15 protein-coding genes are annotated in these 17,970 nt (G+C 52.9%); 9 read left to right on the plus strand and 6 right to left on the minus strand.

The features are described 5' to 3' along the window. Position 1: 1 nt before the first annotated feature. The 5 genes from ACO08I_RS12405 to ACO08I_RS12425 form a co-directional block, all read right to left on the minus strand. Positions 2 to 940, minus strand: coding sequence for a helix-turn-helix transcriptional regulator (locus tag ACO08I_RS12405; RefSeq protein WP_421949468.1), 939 nt, complete (start codon positions 938 to 940; stop codon positions 2 to 4). Between the two features lie 296 nt (positions 941 to 1,236). Then, the gene (locus ACO08I_RS12410; protein ID WP_421949469.1) at positions 1,237 to 4,044 is read right to left on the minus strand and encodes an alpha-amylase family glycosyl hydrolase; all 2,808 of its coding nucleotides are present in this window, start codon (positions 4,042 to 4,044) and stop codon (positions 1,237 to 1,239) included. A gap of 111 nt (positions 4,045 to 4,155) precedes the next feature. After that, positions 4,156 to 5,139, minus strand: coding sequence for a succinylglutamate desuccinylase/aspartoacylase family protein (locus tag ACO08I_RS12415; protein ID WP_282778782.1), 984 nt, complete (start codon positions 5,137 to 5,139; stop codon positions 4,156 to 4,158). Between the two features lie 136 nt (positions 5,140 to 5,275). Continuing rightward, positions 5,276 to 5,911 carry an SET domain-containing protein gene (locus ACO08I_RS12420; protein ID WP_044220697.1) on the minus strand — a complete coding sequence of 212 codons (636 nt, stop codon included), beginning with the start codon at positions 5,909 to 5,911 and terminating at the stop codon, positions 5,276 to 5,278. 3 nt (positions 5,912 to 5,914) lie between these two features. Further along, positions 5,915 to 6,559, minus strand: a complete 645-nt coding sequence (locus tag ACO08I_RS12425; RefSeq protein WP_282778787.1) for a 2OG-Fe(II) oxygenase — start codon at positions 6,557 to 6,559, stop codon at positions 5,915 to 5,917. Between the two features lie 234 nt (positions 6,560 to 6,793). On the opposite strand from ACO08I_RS12425, the gene ACO08I_RS12430 reads away from it, so the two are divergent. The 3 genes from ACO08I_RS12430 (at position 6,794) to ppk2 (ending at position 9,853) form a co-directional block, all read left to right on the plus strand. Next, positions 6,794 to 7,468 carry a winged helix-turn-helix transcriptional regulator gene (locus ACO08I_RS12430; RefSeq protein WP_282778792.1) on the plus strand — a complete coding sequence of 225 codons (675 nt, stop codon included), beginning with the start codon at positions 6,794 to 6,796 and terminating at the stop codon, positions 7,466 to 7,468. A gap of 73 nt (positions 7,469 to 7,541) precedes the next feature. Beyond that, positions 7,542 to 9,071 (plus strand): carbon-nitrogen hydrolase family protein, encoded by a 1,530-nt coding sequence (locus ACO08I_RS12435; protein ID WP_044220688.1) that lies wholly within the window; start codon positions 7,542 to 7,544, stop codon positions 9,069 to 9,071. Then, positions 9,071 to 9,853 (plus strand): polyphosphate kinase 2, encoded by a 783-nt coding sequence (gene ppk2 / locus ACO08I_RS12440; RefSeq protein ID WP_421949470.1) that lies wholly within the window; start codon positions 9,071 to 9,073, stop codon positions 9,851 to 9,853. The genes ACO08I_RS12435 and ppk2 overlap by 1 nt, the downstream gene beginning before the upstream one ends. Positions 9,854 to 10,029: 176 nt before the next feature. On the opposite strand, the gene ACO08I_RS12445 is transcribed toward ppk2, so the two are convergent. Then, entirely contained in the window at positions 10,030 to 12,612 is a 2,583-nt protein-coding gene (locus ACO08I_RS12445) for a M14 family zinc carboxypeptidase (protein WP_421949471.1), read from the minus strand. Positions 12,613 to 12,762: 150 nt separating this feature from the next. Between ACO08I_RS12445 and ACO08I_RS12450 the strand changes: the two genes are divergently transcribed. The 6 genes from ACO08I_RS12450 (at position 12,763) to rpmA (ending at position 17,904) form a co-directional block, all read left to right on the plus strand. Further along, the gene (locus tag ACO08I_RS12450; RefSeq protein ID WP_039730538.1) at positions 12,763 to 13,062 is read left to right on the plus strand and encodes a hypothetical protein; all 300 of its coding nucleotides are present in this window, start codon (positions 12,763 to 12,765) and stop codon (positions 13,060 to 13,062) included. Positions 13,063 to 13,291: 229 nt separating this feature from the next. Next, positions 13,292 to 14,296: a Gfo/Idh/MocA family protein gene (locus ACO08I_RS12455; RefSeq protein WP_282778805.1), complete on the plus strand. Its 1,005-nt coding sequence runs from the start codon at positions 13,292 to 13,294 to the stop codon at positions 14,294 to 14,296. Between the two features lie 135 nt (positions 14,297 to 14,431). After that, positions 14,432 to 15,322 (plus strand): hypothetical protein, encoded by an 891-nt coding sequence (locus ACO08I_RS12460; protein ID WP_282778807.1) that lies wholly within the window; start codon positions 14,432 to 14,434, stop codon positions 15,320 to 15,322. A gap of 44 nt (positions 15,323 to 15,366) precedes the next feature. Further along, the gene (locus tag ACO08I_RS12465; RefSeq protein ID WP_421949472.1) at positions 15,367 to 16,788 is read left to right on the plus strand and encodes a sugar transferase; all 1,422 of its coding nucleotides are present in this window, start codon (positions 15,367 to 15,369) and stop codon (positions 16,786 to 16,788) included. An 87-nt stretch (positions 16,789 to 16,875) separates the two neighbouring features. Then, positions 16,876 to 17,184 carry a 50S ribosomal protein L21 gene (gene rplU, locus ACO08I_RS12470; RefSeq protein ID WP_044220670.1) on the plus strand — a complete coding sequence of 103 codons (309 nt, stop codon included), beginning with the start codon at positions 16,876 to 16,878 and terminating at the stop codon, positions 17,182 to 17,184. Between the two features lie 48 nt (positions 17,185 to 17,232). Then, positions 17,233 to 17,904 (plus strand): 50S ribosomal protein L27, encoded by a 672-nt coding sequence (gene rpmA, locus ACO08I_RS12475; RefSeq protein WP_044220667.1) that lies wholly within the window; start codon positions 17,233 to 17,235, stop codon positions 17,902 to 17,904. Positions 17,905 to 17,970 lie beyond the last annotated feature (66 nt).

Raw genomic sequence — 17,970 nt, forward strand, 5'->3', positions numbered from 1 at the left:
ACTAAACGGCTGCAACAGCGCCCTTATGCTCTACCCGGAAATGAGAAGGCGCGACCCCAAACTTCTTCTTAAAAGCCTTGGTGAAGGAACGACGGTCAGAAAAGCCGAGCTCCCGGGCGACACTACTCAGTTTTTCACCTTGTTGTACCAGGTCAGTTGCTTTCTCCAGGCGCAGTTCCAGCACCTGCTGATAAGGCGTGATACCGAATGCCTGCTTGTAAGTCCGCAGCAAGTGATATTTGGATAGCAATGCCGCTTTAGCCAGCTCTTCCAGCTGCAAATCGTTACAGTAATTATCATAAATATACTGCCGGGCGGTGCACAAACGGCGGTACAGTTCTTCCCGTGTAGACCGCCGGGCACAGTCAATGCCCCTCATCTCCTGTTCGGTACGCCAGTGGGTGCGCAGGAGTGCTGTTGCCACATCAAAAAATACCTGATTGAAATCGAGTTGCTGATGGGCAGCAAGGGCCGGGCGCAGTTGTTCGAGATAGCGGCCGAGCTCATTCTCATCCGTCCGGTAAATCTTTTCCAGAAAACGAGGTGCTTTGTTGGACTTCGGTGCCGGGTGGTCCAGCAAATCTTCCGTATTGCGCGACAAGCCTGAGGCAGCTTCCTGAATCAGGCGTGGGCTCAGGTAAAAGCAAAAGCCCTCCACCGGCGTGGGATTACGGATAAAACAATCGAAGGTTTGATGGCGGTTCACCAGTAGGTATTCTCCACGCTGCAGGCTGACCTGACGGTTCCTGAAGAAGTAACGCTCCGTGCCAATATGCCCCAGCTTGATTGACAGGCCGGAATCACTGACGGATTTGTCAAAATCCCTAAGCCGGGAGTGAATGATAAGATCGTCGAAGTTAAGTGGCGTTTGCTGCAATTGCTCTGACATACGGACGAGCGGTTGCCGGTTGAGCATCCCATTACCTGTTAATAGCGTCATATTGGACTGCATTTTAGTGTTTTGCCGATGGTACCGGCATGAATACCGCAGCGAAAGGCACTGCGGGCAGTTTTATTTACGTAACAGATGATGGGCAATGAAAGCAGGATTGACCTGCCTAAAATTATTGCAGCTTAAAGATTGGAAATATCAGTGATTTAAAGAGATTTAATCTATCAACGCTGTTTTTTTACCGACGAAAGCGGGCAAACACACTACAGTGCAAAAGGAAGCGCCGCTCCCGGGAAGCAAAACACTCCCAAAAGCGGCGCCACATAATTTCATAGACTGATGCCTTACTGCACCACCACAAACGTAGTCTCTACCCGTTGCCCAGCCATGATACGCAGCACATAGCTTCCAGCCGGCAACTTAAGATCAAGGGCTTCCCCATGCCAGCCAAAGCTGCGCTGCCCCAGGTTTTCCTGATGTACGGTCTGCCCCTGCAGGTTGACAACTTCCAGCTGTACTTCCGCTGCCTTTGGTAAGTCATAGCTCACGAGAAGCTCGCCGGCGGTAGGATTGGGCGCAACGCGGAGCTCAAAGCCATTAATTGCCCGTTCATTCTGAGTAGAAGTAGGCGTTTCCAGCGGTTCTGTGGTATACAAACGGTATTCTCCTGGCTCCAGCGGCAGCAACTGATTGGGGGTAATCACCTGAAAGGTTTCTCCGGTGAAGTATTCGTACCAGGTGCCCGTCTGCGTGAATACCTGAGAAGCACTCTGATTGGTCACCCCAAAGTTGGCGACAGCCACGGCATCCATGCTTTCGTGCCGCAGTTTGATCACCTTTGTGGAAGGCGCCAGGTCAAACTCAATATCATCGGTATGAAATACGTCATAGGCCTGCGTCACCAGGATGAGGTCGCTCATCGTTTCGTAAAGGTCGCGCCGCCCTTCTTCCTCCAGAAAGTCCCAGCGGATAGGCTTGGGGCCGGTCCGGCAATCCTGATTGATGCTGCCATCTTCGCAGTAGTTGATGGAAAAATCATAGCCCAGCTCCCCAAACTGCCAGAGCATTTTAGGCCCGGGTATGGTGTAGAACATCGTAGCGCCGGCCGCTACCCGGTCCAGCGCCGTTTCCAGCTCTCTCACGTTGTAGTCGCCCTGTGAACTGCCAAACTCCAGGGCCTCGTACACCAGCCGCTCCTCATCATGGCTTTCCATGTAGGACACGATACCCGGTACATCCCAGCCACGGTGAGTGTAGGAAGCGCCGGAAAGATTGGAGCCAAAGCCGAGCACCGCATTTTTGTACTGCGGTTGCATGTTATTCCACATCAGCATGCCTTCGCCATAGTTAGCCATTTCCACTTCTTCGGCCCAGTCGCCCAGGTGCTCCATAATGGCGTAGGAGCCCGGTGAGGCATCCCACATTTCATCTGCGTAATCTTTGATGATGACCAAGCGGGACGGGTCATAGGCACTCCAGGCGCCCACATCGGTGGTTTCTACTTGCGTAAATCCTTTGGAAAGGTCGAAGCGGAAGCCATCCACCCGCATTTCCTCCAGCCAGTATCGCATAGTGCGTTTAACATATTCCCTGGTGTGCGGGCTTTCGTGGTTGAAGTCGTAGCCCACGTTGAAAGGGTGCTTGGCAAATTCATTCAGCCAGGGGTTGTCAGGTGTTGGGCGGAAGTTATTCCCATCCCAATACAGCTGTGCAAGGGGGCTTTGGCTAAAGGCATGGTTGTACACCACGTCGATAATGACCGCCAACCCGCGTTGGTGACAGACATCCACAAAGCGCTTGAACTCATAAATCGGTCCGTAGTACTTGTCCAGCGCCATGTGGAAGGACGGGTTGTAGCCCCAGCTGATATTACCCTCAAACTCATTCACCGGCATCAGCTCAATGGCATTGATGCCAAGGCGCTTGAGGTAGTCAAGGGTGTCGATCAGATCGGTATAGCTGTGGCTTTCGAGGAAGTCGCGTACCAGCAGCTCATACACCACGAGCCGCTCTTTGGGCGGGCGCTCGAAATTGTCCACCTGCCAGTCGTACTCCGCCACCTGCGGGTCTACCAGTGACACGATCCCCTGCGCATTATCCGGATAATCGGGCAGGTTCGGATACACCTCCTCTTCAATAAAGGGGTCGTTGCCGGGGTCCAGCACCAGCGTACTGTAAGGATCTGCCACCCGGATGCTGCCATCGACCAGGTATTGGAAAGTGTGTGGCCCTTCGGGGTCCAGTCCATCAATTTCTATCCACCAGTTACCGGAAGCGGAGGGCGTCATTTGGTATTCCGTCAGCGGGCGGTAATCGTTGAAGCTGCCGAGGACGAAGACGTGCTCTTTGTTGGGAGCGAAGAGATTCAGGCGGAGGGTACCGGATTCGAAAGTGATACCAGGCTCCAGGTCAGTAGGCACAGCCTGAGGGGCAACATCCAGAGGAACGGCGTAGGCGAAGTCCAGCACGATACTCTCTTCGCCATTGTCTACCGTGATTTCGACCAGGTGGGTACCCGCTTCACCGGCAATCAGGTCATACTCCAGAAGCGCTGTGGCCTCAGAGATCAGTTCTTCACCGTTATCGGTAACTGTTATAGTAGCTTCTTCCGAAATGGCTACCCGCACCGGTATGGTTTCTCCGGTTTGTGCGATGATGGCATTGCTGGCAGGGCTTTGCAGTACGGCTGTAAAACCAACCCCAGCTTCGAATAGCTCAAGAAAGATATCGCCACCGCCCGTTGCTCTTCCGGTTTGGTTACCGGCAGCATCGCGGAACACGAAAGCCATTTGCTCTACCGTCTCACTGCCGGGTACGCCGTAATAGGCGTTGACCGAAGGCGAAAAGGTGTAGCTGTAGAGATTGTCCTCCCCGGGCACCGGTGTCATCTTCCAGTCATCGTTGGCCTGTCCCCAGGTGGTCGGCACATAGCGCCAGTCGGCAGGGCTTGAGCTAAGATTGGTAATCACACCTGTGTGCAGGTACACATCGCACCCACAGTTCTGTAGCCCACCGTTGCCTTCCGAGGCGTTGAAAAAGACCGTGACTTCATCTTCGGGAGTTGGGAATGCCGGTTCGCTGTAAATGACCTGAGCGTGCAGGAAAGCCGCATTTAGGCCGAGCAACAGCAGCGGCAAAATTGTTTTAAGCATGCTAATGAATTTTCTTTCTGTGATTATGATAGCAAGACTATCAAATTTAAGTAAATTTCGGGACGCCTGCGCCATCAAATTGACTGAATGCGGACAAAAGTACAGGCCGTACTACATCGGAATGCCCAGGTGGAGGATGCGCCCCCCGGTCTGATTGATCGGGCTCACGCTTTTTCCTATGACCACCCCATCGTGCGGCGCGGTGTAACGCTTGATAAAGTCCCCGAAGATATTGCGCAGGGTGGCGACTTCCTGCCCGGCTTTAACGCGCTCCGTCAGGCCCGGCTGCACCGTGAGAATCCCCCCCGTATCCGTATACAGCCAGCTGGAATCCTTACACAGAATTGCAGGCTCTTCCGGCTCTTCCACCGTATCCCCTGTCATGCCCAGGTGGGCCAGCACATTATGGATACCGGTAAGCCCGGAGCGAATATGCCCTTTCTGAAAAGTATTGGGATTGCCGACTTCCAGTGTGATAGCATGTATGCCTAACTCATCGGCAGCCCCACGGAGCGTACCATCGGAAGGCGGGTTATGGACGATAATCTGAGCGTTTTGCAACAACGCCATACGGCGGGTAATTTCACTACTCATATCTGCCCGGATGTAATAGGAATTGACCCGGCCAAAACTCGCTGTATGCAGGTCAATGAGGTAGTCAAATTTGGCAACTATCCAGTTAACGATGCGGTAAGCATATACCTGGCTGACGTTGCCGTCTTCCCGGCCCGGCATAATATGGTTGAGGTCAGTGCCATCGATGAAGCGCCGTTTCTTGCGCAATAAGCTCGGCAGGTTCACCACAGGCACACCTACTATAGTGCCTTTAATTTCCCGGGCATCAATCTCCCGAAAAAGGCGCTGAATCACCGGTATCCCATTGAGCTCATTGCCGTGCACCGCAGCGGTCAACCCCACTACCGGGCCCTCTTCCACACCTCTTGCCACTATAACCGGGATGAATACGGGCATACCCATGCCATCGGTCACGAGGTGGAGCCAAAAACGCTGTAAAGTGCCTTGGGGTACAGCTTCTAAATCGAGTTCCCGGATGACGGGGGCGTCATCGGGTAGTGCAGAGTAGGTGGATTCCATATACTTTTTTTTAGCTGAGCGAACATGGGGGCAACAAAGGTAAGCCCTAAACCCTAAAAAATACGCCCCGCAACTGTTCTTTGTTTACGGGGCGGATAGGAAGTCCAAAATACGAAAATCAAAGAAAACAAATGGGTCAGGTCAGATGCAATTGTATGCCGTTGTCTCCAGGCGTGTAAGTTTCCAGGGATTGCGCCTTGAGTTGGTAGACCGAGCGATAAGCCTCCGGATTATTCAGGAAGGCATCGACACCGATTTTAGTACCATCGTCGAGCAGGGCTGCGAGCGGTTGGTCGACCTTCCAGATTTGGGGCAGGGCATCGCGCAGCTTCAGGTCCCAATCCTTATAGTATTGCTCAAAATCTTCGGGGCGGAGCTGTCTGCGGCAGCAATCATGCGCACACTGCAGGTCCATAGGCTGTGTCAGGTTGAAGAGGCCGTACTCATCGGTGATTTCCTCACCGGGCTGAATGTCACGAATGGCAATTTCAAAGCCATAGCCGGTGCTCATGGTGTTGCAGTTGCAGCAATGATTGACATACTTGGCGAAGTCCCAGCTGACAATACGGTACCCGCGTTCGTCAATGTAGGAATACTTCTCAATAGCGGCTTGCATTTCGGGATTATGATTCCGGTAGGTGTTCGGGCTGATCTCCATTTCCAGGCTGTCTTTGACGTAGGTAATGGTGCCTTTGGGCAAAAACCGGGTAGCAAATACACCATAGCCTTTGTGGTCGTCGATGTATTGCAGTTGAGTATGCGGATGGATCATTGTTTAGAATAATTGGGTTTCGTCCTTGAGCCAACCGGTTATGCTGCACCGTTCGCGGTGGGCAACTTCAACTTCGTGCTCAATGGCATGGCTTTCAAACAGCATCAGGCGTCCGGCTTCCGGCAGTACGGTAAGCGTCTCTTCTGTGCCATCTTCGTTAGGCAGGTATAGTTTCAGGGCGCCACCATCGGCTGCCGTCCATTCCGGATTGAGGTAGCAAATAGCGGACAACTTACGCGACTGCGTGCGGTGGAAAACATCGAGGTGGCGTTTGTAAAAACCACCCGGCTGGTAAACAGCAAAGTGCATCTCCATGTCCCGAATCCCCAGGTAGCAGGTACGATTGAGGTATCGGATCATATTTTGCAGGCGTTCAAAGTAAGGCAAACAGGATACGGGAGGATCATTGTGGTCTATCCATCGGATTTCATCCCTGCGAATGGTCCGGTTGCGCTGAAAGTCAGCCCCCTGCCCAACACCAGCGGGATTGAATGCACCTTCTGCTTCCTCTGCATGGATGGTTTGCAGGATCAGATCCACTTCTGCAGGGCTGAGAAAGCCATCAATGATGCTATAACCCCGCTCTGCAATCTCAATAGAAGCCTGTTCGTATGTAGCTTCCTGAAGAAGCGCGATCGTTTTGGTCATAATATTTGCTATTGCAGATTGGCTTCCTCACTTAGCCAGTACTGCGGATGGTTGTATTTTGGTGGTTTGCTGGCCCTGCCGGCCTTTTTGGGCCGGGGGGCATCCTCCTGCCCAGTGCTCCGCTTTTTAGGGCGTGCTTTGTCTGTGGATTTACCTTTCCTGCTCATTTTTTCAGGCAAAAAAGCGCGCAGATTCTGAATAAAAACTGAATTTTACCGCCCTGAATAAAAAAATATGAAGGTTTTACTTATCGGAGCTGAATCCTCCTCCCGAATAGCCCTGCAGCGATACCTGAAAAGACAGGGATTGGAGGGCCAAACGGTTGCTCAGCCGAAGGCTGCTGTACAGAAAGTGCTACAGGTGGAATTCGATGCTGTAGTGGTAACAGAGCCGCTCGAAAAAGGCAGCGCCATACGCCTGGGGCAGTTGCTCCGGCAGCAGGAGATGCAGGGTGGGCTGCTGTTGCTCACCCCCGCTACCCTACCCGCTTATCGGATTGAGGCCCTGGAATCGGGCTACGATGACGTACTCTCTCTGCCATATGATTTAGCAGAAGCCCACGCCCGCCTGAAAGCCATCGTACGCCGCCGCACCGGGCTGTATCAGCGGGAGCTCCGGCTGGACAGCCTGGTTGTCCGGCCTGACGAAGCCACTGTATGGATTGGCGGGCAACGTCTGGAGCTCACCAAAAAAGAGTTTAACATCCTGTTTTTCCTGGCCCGCAACCGCAATCGCGTAGTGAGCAAAGACCAATTGATTGACTACCTTTGGGGCGAAGAGGCAGAAGACATAGATGGGTATGATTTTCTGTACGCTCACCTGAAGAACCTCCGCCGGAAACTAAAGGCGTTGGGCGCGGAGGGCCTCATCGAAACACTCTACGGCATGGGCTACATCCTGCGGTCCTGACTGGGCTGAATTTAATACCAGACTCAACAAGGGCCACTGCCCGCTCGTTTATTCGAAGTACAACAATCGAAACATGGAAGTCGCAACAAAGAAAATAGAACTCCGCAACCTCACCCTGGATGATTACATCGGCCTTAAAGAGGCCATGATCCAAGCCTATTCGGGCGGTGGGGTGACGCACTGGAATAAAAAGGCCATACAAAAACTGCTCAAGGTTTTTCCGGAAGGGCAGCTTTGCGTAGTCGTTGACGATAAAGTGGCGGCCTGTGCGCTTTCTATCATCGTCAACTATGACAAGTATGGCGATAAACACACCTACGATCAGATTACCGGTAACGAGACCTTCAATACACATGATGAAAACGGAGATGTACTCTACGGCATTGAGCTTTTCGTACACCCTGAGTTTCGGGGTATGCGCCTGGGGCGGCGGCTGTACGATGCCCGCAAGGAACTCTGCGAATCGCTCAACCTGCGTTCTATCATTGCCGGAGGGCGTATCCCCAAATACAGGGAATATGCCGATGAGCTGACGCCACGGGAGTACATCAATCAGGTGAAGATGCGGGAAATCTACGATCCCACCCTGACCTTTCAGCTGTCCAATGATTTCCACGTCCGTAAAATCATTCAAAATTACCTGCCGGAGGACAAAGCCTCGAAAGAGTATGCCACCCTGCTGGAATGGAACAACATCTACTATCAGGAAGAGGAAAAGCTCATCAATGTCCCTAAATCGGATGTGCGTATTGGTATCGTACAGTGGCAGATGCGCTTGTTTCCCAACTTTGATGCCCTCATCCGGCAGGTGGAGTACTTTGTAGACGCCGTGAGCGACTATCAGTCCGATTTCATCCTTTTTCCGGAGTTTTTCGAAGCGCCCCTTATGGCAGATTACAACCACCTGGGGGAGGCTCGTGCCATACGGGAACTGGCCGGGTATACCAATGCCCTGCGCGAGAAATTCACGGAGTTTGCCGTCAGCTACAACGTCAACATCATTACAGGCAGTATGCCTAAAGTAGAAGAGGATGGGCATCTCTATAATGTGTCTTACCTGTGCCGGCGCGATGGTACATGGGAAAAATACCAGAAAGTGCACATCACACCTTCTGAGCGGGACGCCTGGGGCATGAAGGGAGGCAGTGAGCTGAAAGTCTTTGATACCGACTGCGGCAAGGTGGGCATTCTCATCTGCTACGATGTGGAATTTCCGGAGCTGGCCCGCATCTACGCAGATCAGGGCATGCAGCTGCTCTTCGTGCCATTCCTCACCGATACACAGAATGGCTACAACCGGGTCCGGCTCTGTGCGCAGGCGCGGGCGATCGAAAATGAGTGCTATGTCATCATGGCGGGGGCAGTGGGCAATCTGCCCCGCGTTAATAATATGGACATCAACTACGCTCAGTCTGCCATCTTTACCCCTTCCGACTTTGCATTCCCTACCAATGCCATCCGTTCTGAGGCTACTCCCAATACCGAGATGACGGTGATTGCGGATGTCAACCTGGAACTGCTCAAAGAGCTGCACGAATACGGTAGTGTGAATACGCTCAAAGACCGGCGCAAAGACCTCTACGAGGTAAAACTAAAGAAGTAATGAGCCTGAAAAAAGGAGAGGACAAGCAGTTTGACGAGGACGTTCTGCGCCACTATGGGGTCAATCCGGACTATGTACACGAGTTGTATTTCCTGCAGGTGGAACTGCTAAAATTGCAAAAGCACATTCATGAGCAGGGGCAACGGCTGGCGATTTTTTTTGAAGGCCGGGATACCGCCGGTAAGGGCAGTGCGATTGCCCGTTTTTCTCAATTTCTTAACCCACGCCACTACCGCATCGTAGCCCTGGGCAAGCCTTCGGAGGAAGAGCGCGGGCAGTGGTATTTTCAGCGTTATATCCGGCAGTTGCCCAATGCCGGGGAAATGGTCTTCTTTGACCGCAGCTGGTACAACCGGGCGGTGGTGGAGCCGGTCATGGGCTTCTGTACGCAGCCGCAGTACGAGCTGTTTATGCAGCAGGTCAATACCGTGGAGCGCATGCTCACCGATGATGGCATTACTCTGGTCAAGTTTTGGTTTTCCATAGATGCCGAGGTGCAGCGCAGCCGTATCGAAGACCGCCTGTCGAGCCCCCTTAAGCAATGGAAAGTCAGCCCGGTCGACCTCCTTGCCCAGGAAAAATGGGATGCTTTTACGGCATACAAAGCGCGTATGTTCGAACAGACTTCCACTGAGGCCAACCCCTGGTTCGTTGTCAAAGGCAATGAGCGGGAGCGCGCCAGAATTGCGGCAATGCGCCATGTGCTTTACCTCCTTGATTATGCAGGTAAGACGGAAAAATTACAGCCCCCGTCAGAGGAGATCTTGCAACGGCTCCGTTAAGAGTTAAGATAGCTCAATAACGTCAGGAGGCCATATCCGCTCCTTCAGGCGCTACCTCCGGCATATCCCCTTCCACCCCTTTCGGATCAACATCCGGTGGCAGCGAAGGCGGGAAATAGGATTGGGCTTATATGGCCTTCATGGTTGTTGCTATTAATCAGGTTTGATAGTTTAGGCTACCGGCCGTTCGGCTTTCCACTCGCCCGCTCCACTGCGCTGCCACTAATTGCATCGCTAAAGAAAAGCGCGTTGGCGAAAATACGGTTGGTGCCGTACCAAAAAGCCCGGAAATTGGGGTCAAAAGGCAGGCAGATGACCCGTCCCTGCCCTGCACCGCTGACTATAGCGGCAGCAGCTCCCGCCAGCTTGCGCTCATGCTCCGGCCGGGCATATCCACTAATCAGGGGTGGCTCCGCATAAACGGCAGGCGTGGCGTACCGGTTGCTGGTGGGGCGATAGGCTGTAGTGCCCCGCTGGAAAACAGGAATAGAGGAGCGGGAATACCCAAAAAACAGTGGATGGCTCAGATCAGCTTCGATCTCCATAATGGCACCACCAATGCGATCAGAGCCCCGGTCCGCACCAAGCTTTTCGTAGGGCCGTTGCCCGGAAGCCTCCCGGGCATCTCCAATGGGGCTCACCTTCGCCAGCCCCTGCCGGTCAGCCCAGTCAATGGCGGATTTAACAGCAATCAGGTTGCCGCCATCGCTTACCCATTCGCGCAAGTTGTTATTGCCGCTTTGGCTAATGCTGCCGTAACTGCCATTGACCATGATAATCGTATTAAAATCGGTCAGGTCTGCCCGTCCAAGTTCATTGGTTTCCAGCATCGTGAGCGGGATGCCGTAGCGCTGATCGAGCAGGTGCCAGGCCGCGCCCGCTTCATAGGCATAAACGCCCTCCCCTACGATCAGGGCGGCCTTCAGCGCCTCCAGCCGTTCAAAACTCCGGCTGCCGAGGTCTATGCCCGTTGGGGTCAACCCCGTATTAACAGCCGTAATCGCCGCACAGCCCTCCGCTGCCTTTTTGACTTGCTCATGGATTTCAGTGGCAGACTTTTCCTGATTTTGAACGGGTACCAAAATTGTGCCCCGCTGATAGGCCTTTCCATTTAACACAAAGGGTTCGGTAGCGACTTTGGTGCGCAGGCCAGCTGCCTGAATCTGGTACAACGCTTTCGGAGCGCAGTAGCTTTCCCATTCCAGCAGATAAGCGTAGGCACTTTGCTCCGGAGCAGCAAAAGCAGCTTCCGGTACCGCCTCTACGAGCTGACCAAGCAAGCGATTGCTAAACTGCCCATCGCCCAGCTCCGCGTAGTCCATGCCAAAAGCCAAGGGCAGCGTCCAACTGGACACATCGTAAAAAATACTGTCGGTAAAGGAGGTCATGGTCTCAAACATGCCTCTCACCAGCCGGTACTGCGCCTGTTCTGCAGGCACCACATAGCTCTGACCCGGCGCATACACCACCCCATCAGCTTCCACCTCCCGCTCCAGCTGATAGACCTGCACTTTATGCTTCAGCAAAAGATCGAGAAAAGCCGAAGTCCGTACCGGGTCTTCCGGTGCTCCAAATACGTAGCCTTTGACTTTGGCGCCCCGCGCATCTTCCAGCCCCTCCCGGTAAAAATCATACTGATACTGCAGCAGGTCCTGACGCAGCGCCACCCCCGCCTTTTGGGTAGAAATCGCCGTGCGTACCTGATTGCGGATGGTAAAGGGGAAAGTCAGCAGGCCATTCTCCGTCTCCTGCACATGCCCGCGCGAGCTCGCCTGCTCGAACAGGATGCCAATACCGCCATTCGCATCCGGGTAGGTGGAGCCCTTCCCGTAGTAAAAATCGTCGTAGCTCTCCTTGGTGTAGTAGAATGAGCCGATGTCGTCCAGGGCTTCCGCATGAAAATTGCCGATGCGCCCGGTCAGCTCCTGATTCAGGGGCGGAGTGATGGGGTTGGTCCGGGACGGAATACCCGGCATAAAGAAGAAGGTCGCATTGGAGCCCATTTCGTGGTGGTCCGTCAGCACATTGGGCTTCCATTGATGGAAAACCTCAATGCGGCCCCGGCTTTCCGGATGCTGTACCAGCAGCCAGTCGCGGTTGAGGTCAAACCAGTAGTGATTGGTGCGGCCGCCGGGCCAGCTTTCGTCGTACTCCCGATCCTGAGGGTTGGGAGTGAGGTGCAGGTTCTTATGCATATTTACCCAGGTGGAAAAGCGGTGGAAGCCATCCGGGTTGAAGCAGGGATCAAGCAAAACAACCGCCTCTTCCAGGGTTTGCAGGACTTCCGGACTCTGCCCCGCCGCCAGGTAATAGGCAACCAGAGGTGCTGCATTGCCCCCGCTCGCTTCGTTGCCATGTATGCTAAAGCCCTGATAGAGGACCACGGGCTGCTCTTTCGCGGGCTTGCGGTTGGTTTCCGGGTTGGAAAGAGCCACATGCTGCGCCTGTATTTCGTCCAGCCGGCTGTGATTGTCCGGGGAGGTGATGGTCAGGTAAAGCAATGGCCGGCCTTCGTAACTGCGGGCATACTCGGTATACGTCACGCGGGGAGAGGCTTCCGCCAATGCTTTCATGTAGTACACCAGTTTATCGTGGCTCAGGTGCCACTCCCCAATCTGATGCCCGAAAAAGGACTCCGGAGTCGGAATTCGCTCATCGTATTCAATGTCCGGCAGGTAGTAGCTTAAAGGTTGCTGTGCGAAGCTTAGTTGGGCGAAAAAAGCCAGCAGGGAGACTAGCAGAGCGGGCTTATGACTCATTAGCGTTGGTTTTGATGATTGTCTGCCCTTAAAATGAGGATTTTTGGGGAATTGTTGCCAAAGCCATTCAAAGCAGCAACAGAATTCTCTCTTTTTCAAACCAAAGCCCCCGCAGAAACGTATTTTTGTCCACCAACGAATCTACAGACCATGTACATCCTGCTCATATCTATCGTTATCGGCCTGTTTGTGGCCATGCTGTTTGTCAATGTCTACTTCCGGGTGAAGGTGCTGAAGAGCTACCGCAAGCTGATCAAGGCGCGGGTGGAATTTGGCGCGGCGCACTTGTTCAACAAAGAAAAAATGGAAGCTGAGGTGATGCCCAAGTACCCGGATATGCGGGAGGAAATCGAGACCTTCACCAGCCATATACAATACTCCATGCGCATGGCTACGGTGCTGATTGCGCTGATCACGCTCTTTGGGGCGATCCTGATGTACTACCGGTAAACGTGTGCATAACAAATTGCACTTTTTGAATAGCTTGCCAGCATTTGCCGTTTGCCTCTCCTGGATAAGCTGGAGCAGAGCGGGAAGCTCTACCCCAGCAGCCATAGGGCTTAAATGCAGAGGGTTGCCTTTGTGTTTTGTGCAATTTGTTATACACACCCGGTAAACCGTGAAATGGGGAATATGCCGAAAATCCCCTACTTTTGCAGCCGTAAAAAAAGGACCACCTATGTTAAAGATTGGCGTTTTGGGCACCGGCCACCTCGGTAAAATCCACCTCAAGTGCATTCAGCTGGCGGAGGAGACTTACGAACTGATTGGCTTCTATGACCCCGATGATGCGGCCGCCCGGCAGGCAGAGGAACAGTATGGCGTGCAGCGCTGGACCGACCTGGATGCTTTAATCGCTGCAGCGGATGTGATCGATATCGTGACACCAACCACCACCCACTTTGAGCTCGCCAAACGGGTCATCGGGCAGGGCAAACACCTGTTTATAGAGAAGCCCCTGACCAACACCATGGACGAAGCCAAAACCCTGCTGCAACTGGCCAAAGAAAAGGGCGTAAAGGTGCAGGTAGGCCATGTGGAGCGCTTCAACCCGGCACTGCTGGCATTGGGCGATCAGCCACTCAACCCCATGTTCATTGAGGCACACCGCCTGGCGGTCTTCAACCCTCGGGGTACGGACGTCAGTGTGATCCTGGATTTGATGATCCACGATTTGGACATCATTCAAAGCCTCGTGAAATCGCCGGTGAAATCCATCAGTGCAAGTGGCGTGCCGGTGGTAAGCGAGAGCGCCGATATTTGCAATGCGCGCATAGAGTTTGAGAATGGCTGCATCGCCAATCTTACCGCCAGCCGAATATCCATGAAGCAGATGCGCAAGGTGCGCTTTTTCCAAAAGGACGCCTACATCAGCCTCGATTTCCTGGAAAAGGAAGCACAGGTCGTCCGCCTTTACGATACCGATGCCGACCCTGCTCAGTTGCCACAGGATAACCTCATGGAGCTGGAAACGCAGAGCGGCAAGCGCTACATCCATCTCTCCATGCCGGAAACCGCCCCGGTCAATGCCATCAAAATGGAGCTGGAGTCCCTGGCCCATAGCATTGAAAGGGATGAACGACCGGTAGTCAGTATTGAAGATGGTTACCGCGCCCTGGATTTGGCACATCAGATCATGGACCAGATCGAAAAGCGGCTGATAGCTGCCAAGTCACCCTCCTGACTTCGTCTGTTAAATGACGAAGGCGGTGTAATCTGGCAAGCCGGACAACGTTTTTGGGATTTTAATCCCTCTGCCACCCAACCTTTGACGCTAAATTCTGGCTCTTGCTTATAAGAGCCGACAAACTATCAAGCTATGAAAAAGCAAAACTTTTCCCTCTTACCCGCTCTGTTTTTAGCTGCGGCTTTCCTAACCAGCTGTGAAATCATCAATCCGGAAGAACCAGTCCCAGCTTACCTGCACATTCCTTCCGTGAGTGTACAAACAGCTGCTGACGAGGGCTCAGCTTCCTCAAATATCTCCGAAGCCTGGGTGTCTGTAAACGGTAGCTTTGTAGGCGCCTACTCTTTGCCGGCTACGGTGCCCGTACTGGAGGAGGGCGTATCCGAAGTAGTGGTGCAGGCCGGCGTAAAGGACAATGGGCTGGGCAACAGCCCGGATATTTACCCTTTCTTTGCCAACTTTGAAACACAAGCTGACCTGGGGCCTAACACCACGGATACCATCCGCCCGGTCTTTCGCTACAGCGACAACACCAAATTTGCCTTTATTGAGGATTTTAATGAAGGGACGCAGATTTTTTCCGAAATACGACGAGGCAGCCTTTCACAAATGTCATCTGTAGATGAAGATGCCTTTGAAGGCCGCTCCCTTCGCATTGAGCTGGACACCTCCGCAGCCATTGTAGAGGCAGCCACCTTTGAGCGCTACGCGGACCTTACCGGCCCTTTTACCACAAGCGTATATCTGGAGGTAGACTATAAATCCGATGTGCCGGTTACTTTCGGGATCATTGGCTTTGACAATGCAGGGACTATAGGCAACGGGCAGGCTATTTTCCTTTCTGGTTTCAACGCTTCCGGGGAATGGAAAAAAATCTACTTCAACCTTTCCGCTGCCGTTGTGGAATCCGGGCTTGATGAATACCAAATTGTTTTTCAGGCTCTTATCCCTATTGAGAATGGGCAATTCGTACGGAATGAAGCAGTAGTCCTGATGGATAATATAAAGCTGTTGCATTTCTAACTGCTCAGTCCTGAACCAAGCAACTTATCTACATGCAAAAAAACATGAACCGACAGCGCCGTTTGCACACCTTGCAATATCAGGTGGCAGACTTCATTACAGCCATGCTGTCCTGGGCTTGTTTTTTCGTGTACCGCAAGCAGCTGGAAGCCCCTCAACCGGACTGGTCGGTGATCAGTACGGATACGAATTTCTGGTACGGCGTACTGGTTATTCCTACCGGATGGTTGCTTTTCTACTCCATTTTTGATCAGTACCGGGATATTTACCGCCTTTCCCGCCTGGCTACGCTTGCCCGGACCTTCTTCCTAAGTTTTCTGGGGGTCACTTTCCTGTTTTTCACCCTCATTCTGGATGACTTCGTTACCAACTACACGACCTACCGGGCCTCCTTCACCACACTATTCCTGCTGCACTTCCTGTTGACGGCCACGGTGCGCATGTACATTCTGACCCGCGCCAGCCAACGCCTGAAGAAAGGCCTGATCACCTACAATACGCTCATCATTGGCAGCAACCAAAAAGCCGTGGAACTCTACGAAGAAATCAGTGGCCGGGAGAAAGGGCTGGGCAATAAGTTTATCGGCTTCATCAGCCTGAACGGTACAGAAGAGGAGGAACTATCCGCTCACCTGCCCCGGATTGGCGGTATGGATGTACTGGAGCAAAGTATCATAGACCTGAATATAGAAGAGGTCATCATCGCTATTGAGACCTCAGAGCACAATCGCCTCAGGGAGCTGCTTAACATCCTGTTTGATTTTGATGAGCAGGTACTGGTCAAGATCATCCCGGACATGTACGATATTATGCTGGGCACCGTAAAGATGAGCCACATTTACGGGGCAGTACTCATCGAAATCCGGCAGGACCTGATGCCGAAGTGGCAACGCCTGGTCAAGCGGCTCATTGACCTGACGGCCTCCGCGATGATGTTGTTGATCCTATCGCCCCTGTACCTGTACATCGCCACCCGGGTACGCTTGTCCTCACAAGGCCCCATTATTTTTCAGCAGGAACGCATCGGGCTGAACGGCAAGCCCTTTATGATCTACAAATTCCGGTCTATGTTTACAGATGCAGAAAAGGATGGGCCACAACTAAGCTCCGATACCGACAACCGATGCACGCCCTGGGGAGCAGTGATGCGCAAGTGGCGGCTGGATGAGCTGCCGCAGTTCTGGAATGTGCTGAAAGGGGACATGTCGCTCGTTGGCCCGCGGCCGGAACGGCAGTATTTCATTGACCTGATCACCAAAGAAGCCCCGCACTACAAACACCTGCTCAAGGTACGCCCTGGAATCACCTCCTGGGGACAGGTAAAATATGGCTATGCTTCCAACCTGGACCAAATGCTACAGCGGCTGAAGTTTGACATTCTTTACATTGAGAATATGTCTCTGGCACTGGACTTTAAAATCATGTTCTACACCCTGCTGGTGCTCCTGCAGGGCAAAGGAAAGTAGGGAAGCCCGAAAGGCTTGGTAATCTGGCGCGAGTATTGTATCTTTGCCCCTCAATTTCAATATTCATCTTTTCAAACAGATAGAATCATGTTCGCAATCGTAAAAATAGCTGGTCAACAGTTCAAAGTTGAGGAAGGGCAGAAGCTTTTCGTCCACCAGCTAGAAGCCAGTGAAGGAGACAACGTATCCTTCGAGGACGTACTGCTCGTCGACAACGGCGGCAAAGTCTCTGTAGGCACGCCGACGCTGAACGCCAAGGTAAGCGCTACGGTACTCGGCCACCAGAAAGGAGACAAAGTTATCGTCTTCAAAAAGAAGCGCCGCAAGGGCTACCGTCGTAAGAACGGCCACCGTCAGCACTTCACCCAAATCCAAATCGACAGTATCGCCGTTTAATCCCCGGCCAGGGGTGCGGTTTTTGTAAAACCTAAAATTGTTTAAGACATGGCACACAAGAAAGGTGTAGGTAGTACGGACAACGGCCGGGACAGTAAATCGAAAAGACTCGGCGTTAAACTATTCGGAGGCCAGCACGCTAAAGCCGGCAACATCCTCGTTCGTCAGCGCGGTACCAAGTACCACCCGGGCGAAAACGTTTACATGGGCAAAGACTTCACGCTGCACGCAGGCATCGAAGGCACCGTAACCTTCCGCCGCCGCCGCAAGAACCGCCTTTACGTTAACGTTATGCCTAATGGTTCTGCTAACGGCAACGGCGCAGCAGCAGTAGCGGCTCCGGCTCCTGAAAAGAAAGAAGCACCTGCTCCAAAGGCAAAAGAAGAAACGCCAAAGGCAAAAGCTTCCAAATCTGAAAAAATTACCTTACCTTCCGGTAAGAAAATCAATCAGGATGACCTGAAGATGGTCGAGGGCGTAGGCCCGAAAATCGAAGGTCTGCTGAACGAAGGCGGTATCCACACCTGGGAAGACCTCGCCAATGCACCTACTGAAAAGGTACAGGCGATCCTCGATGAGGCAGGTCCCCGCTACCGGATGCACGACCCTGCTACCTGGGCTAAGCAAGCTAAACTTGCGCACGAAGGTAAGTGGGAAGAGCTCGAAGAACTTCAGGACCGCCTTGATGGTGGTCGCGAAGTTAGCGACGAGAAAGAGTAAAACACAGGAACTGTTGGGGCGGGCTCTTTACCGCCCCAATGGGTTCAACTATAAGATTTTTTAGTT

Source organism: Phaeodactylibacter xiamenensis (assembly GCF_965229835.1).
In the GTDB taxonomy this organism is placed as follows: Bacteria; Bacteroidota; Bacteroidia; order Chitinophagales; family Saprospiraceae; genus Phaeodactylibacter; species Phaeodactylibacter xiamenensis.